A 3,233-nucleotide genomic window follows, 5' to 3' on the forward strand; every position below is an offset into this window, starting at 1 on the left:
CCCCGGAGGGATTGGCGAAACATGACAAGGTTTTCATTCTGAAACGGGGGGCTCGCCTTCGCTCGTGGGTCCGCCCCTGCCCCCCGCGGGCCGAGGGGGCGCCGGGGCACACCTGCCCCCGGCCCCCCTTCGGCTGGATCGCCGCTGTCTGTCAGGATCGCCCGGTTCGGGCCGGTCCGCCACTCGGATGGGCGTCGGCCCGCGCCGCCCGCGCCCGCGCGGCTCACAGAACGGGGCTCCGTCCCGGGCCCCGCGCCTCAAAGCCGGCGGGGCTGGATTTGGTGCGGCGGGGCTGGATGGGGGCGGCGCCGTCCAGGGGGCGGCAGGGGCCGGGCGTGGGTGGAGGGGGCCCCTGCCGTCCTGGGGCCGGGTCAGCCGTGGGTGGTGACCCGGAGCTCCTTGATGCCGTTGAGCCAGGCCGCGCGCAGGCGGCGCGGGTCCTCGCCCGTCAGGTGGAGGTCCGGCAGGGCGTCGGCCAGTGCGTTGAAGATCAGGTCGATCTCCATCACGGCCAGGGACTTGCCCAGGCAGAAGTGCGGGCCGCCGCCGCCGAAGCCCAGGTGGGGGTTCGGGTCGCGGGTGATGTCGAAGGCGTCCGGGTTCTCGAAGACCTCGGGGTCGTGGTTGGCGGAGGAGTAGAACATCCCCACCCGGTCGCCCGCCTTGATCTTCTGACCGCCGAGTTCGGTGTCCTGCGTGGCCGTGCGCTGGAAGGACACCACCGGGGTGGCCCAGCGCACGATCTCCTCGGCGGCCGTCGACGGCCGGGTCGCCTTGTAGAGCTCCCACTGGTCGGGGTGGGTGAGGAAGGCGTGCATGCCGTGACTGATGGCGTTGCGCGTGGTCTCGTTGCCCGCGACCGCCAGGAGGAGGACGAAGAAGCCGAACTCGTCCGAGCCGAGGTTGCCCTGGCCCTCCGCCGCGACGAGCTGCGTCACGATGTCCTTGGCCGGGCACTCCTTGCGCTGGGCGGAGAGGTTCATCGCGTAGCCGATGAGCTCCATTGCCGCGTTCGCGCCGACCTCCTCGGTGATCGCGTACTCCGGGTCGTCGTACGCGATCATCTTGTTCGACCAGTCGAAGATCTTGGCGCGGTCCTTCTGCGGTACGCCGATCAGTTCGGCGATGGCCTGCAGCGGGAGCTCGCACGCCACCTGGGTGACGAAGTCGAAGCTGCCGTCGGCGGAAACGGCCAGGGCCTCCTCGACGATCTTCCGGGCGCGGTCCCGGAGCGCGTCCTCCAGTCCGCGGATGGCCCGCGGGGTGAAGCCGCGCTGCACGATCTGGCGTACGCGGGTGTGTTCCGGCGGATCCATGTTCAGCATGATCAGTCGCTGGGCATCTATCGCATCACGCTGGATGTGCTCGTTGAAGCGGATGATCGCCGTGTTGGTGGTGGAGGAGAAGAGCTCCGGGTGCGTGGAGACGTACTTGACGTCCGCGTGCCGGGTCACGACCCAGTAGCCCTCGTCGTCGAAGCCGGTGACGCCCCGCCGCTGGGGGCACCACCACACGGGTGCGGTCTGCCGCAGCTGCGCGAACTCCGGGAGGGGGACCCGGCTTTGGAGCAGGTCGGGGTCGGTGGCGTCGAAGCCTTCGGGCAGCGCGGGACAGGACATCGGGGCAACTCCAAAGTCTGACGGCCCATCAGAAGTTGGCTTGAAGGTAGTAACGAGTTCCAGAAGTGACAAGGGCCGCGGCGCCAACTGTTGCGTGTGGAATCCGTGCAGGGCGCGTGCAAGACCCTTGCGTGCCGGGGCTCCAGGTCATAAGACTGCGGGGAGAACTAGAACGCGTACTAGTTCGGGCGGGGCGCCGGGACGGCCCGCCGCGCTGGCGCTGTGCAGGAGAGGACGAGCTCATGGCCGCGGAACCCGTCATCGTCGAAGCCGTACGCACCCCCATCGGCAAGCGCGGGGGCGCGCTCGCCAACCTTCATCCCGCCTACCTGCTCGGCGAGACCTACCGGGAGCTGCTGGCCCGTACCGGAATCCAGCCCGACTGCGTCGAGCAGATCGTCGGCGGCACCGTCACCCACGCCGGCGAGCAGTCGATGAACCCCGCCCGAAACGCCTGGCTCGCCATGGGCCTGCCGTACGAGACCGCCGCGACGACGGTGGACTGTCAGTGCGGCAGCTCGCAGCAGGCCAACCACATGGTCGCCAACATGATCTCCGGCGGCGTCATGGACATCGGCATCGCCTGCGGCGTCGAGGCCATGAGCCGGGTGCCACTGGGCTCCGGCTCCAAGCACGGACCCGGCAAGCCCTTCCCGGACGAGTGGAACGTCGACCTCCCGAACCAGTTCGAGGCCGCCGAACGCATCGCCCGCCACCGGGGCCTCGGCCGCGAGGACGTGGACCGGCTCGGCGTGCTCTCCCAGGAGCGCGCCGGGATCGCCTGGGCCGAGGAGCGGTTCAAGCGCGAGACCTTCGCCGTGCAGGTGCCGACGACCGAGGAGGAGCAGGCCGCCGGGCAGGGCATGTGGCGCCTGGTCGACCGCGACGAGGGCCTGCGGGACACCAGCATGGAGGCGCTGGCCCGGCTCAAGCCGGTCATGCCCACCGCCGTGCACACCGCCGGGAACTCCTCGCAGATATCCGACGGGGCCGCCGCCGTGATGTGGGCCTCCCGCAAGATGGCCCGCGCGCTCAAGCTCAGGCCGCGCGCCCGGATCGTCGCCCAGACCCTGGTCGGCGCCGACCCCCACTACCACCTCGACGGACCGATCGACGCGACCCGGGCCGTGCTCGGCAAGGCCGGCATGTCCCTCAAGGACATCGACCTCGTCGAGATCAACGAGGCCTTCGCCTCCGTCGTCCTCAGCTGGGCCCAGGTCTTCGACCAGGACCTGGAGAAGGTCAACGTCAACGGCGGGGCCATCGCCCTCGGCCACCCCGTCGGCGCCACCGGCGCCCGGCTGATCACCACCGCGCTGCACGAGCTGGAGCGCCGGGACAAGGAATTCGCGCTGATCACCATGTGCGCGGGCGGCGCGCTCGCGACCGGCACGATCATCCAGCGCCTGTGACCGTCTGCGAAGGCTGAGCGCAGGCGCCTCTGAACCCCGTGGGATGGGATGCAGAAGGCCCCGGCGGCCGGACCTGGGGAGGCCGGCCACCGGGGCCTTCGTATGTCTGCTGGGTGCCGGGTGCTGGTGGGTTTAGTACCAGTGGTTGGCGGACCAGAAGTTCCAGGCGCCGACGGGGCTGCCGTAGCGCTCGTTCATGTAG

The 3,233-nt window shown here is 70.3% G+C and carries 2 protein-coding genes; one reads left to right on the forward strand and one right to left on the reverse strand.

Going from position 1 to position 3,233, the window contains the following annotated elements; all coding sequences use genetic code 11:
- Window positions 1-371 precede the first annotated feature (371 nt).
- The gene (locus ACZ4VT_RS37275) at window positions 372-1,619 is read right to left on the reverse strand and encodes a cytochrome P450 (protein WP_467955803.1); all 1,248 of its coding nucleotides are present in this window, start codon (window positions 1,617-1,619) and stop codon (window positions 372-374) included.
- A gap of 242 nt (window positions 1,620-1,861) precedes the next feature.
- Here ACZ4VT_RS37275 and ACZ4VT_RS37280 point away from each other — a divergent pair, with 242 nt between their 5' ends.
- Window positions 1,862-3,031: a steroid 3-ketoacyl-CoA thiolase gene (locus ACZ4VT_RS37280; RefSeq protein ID WP_467955805.1), complete on the forward strand. Its 1,170-nt coding sequence runs from the start codon at window positions 1,862-1,864 to the stop codon at window positions 3,029-3,031.
- The last annotated feature ends 202 nt before the right edge of the window (window positions 3,032-3,233 follow it).

This window comes from Streptomyces sp. NPDC029164, assembly GCF_055563995.1.

What these genes read in the sequence shown, in the direction of transcription:
- ACZ4VT_RS37280 (WP_467955805.1), top strand. Translation starts at nt 1,862, where the DNA reads ATGGCCGCGGAACCCGTCATCGTCGAAGCCGTACGCACCCCCATCGGC.
- ACZ4VT_RS37275 (WP_467955803.1), bottom strand. Translation starts at nt 1,619, where the DNA reads ATGTCCTGTCCCGCGCTGCCCGAAGGCTTCGACGCCACCGACCCCGAC.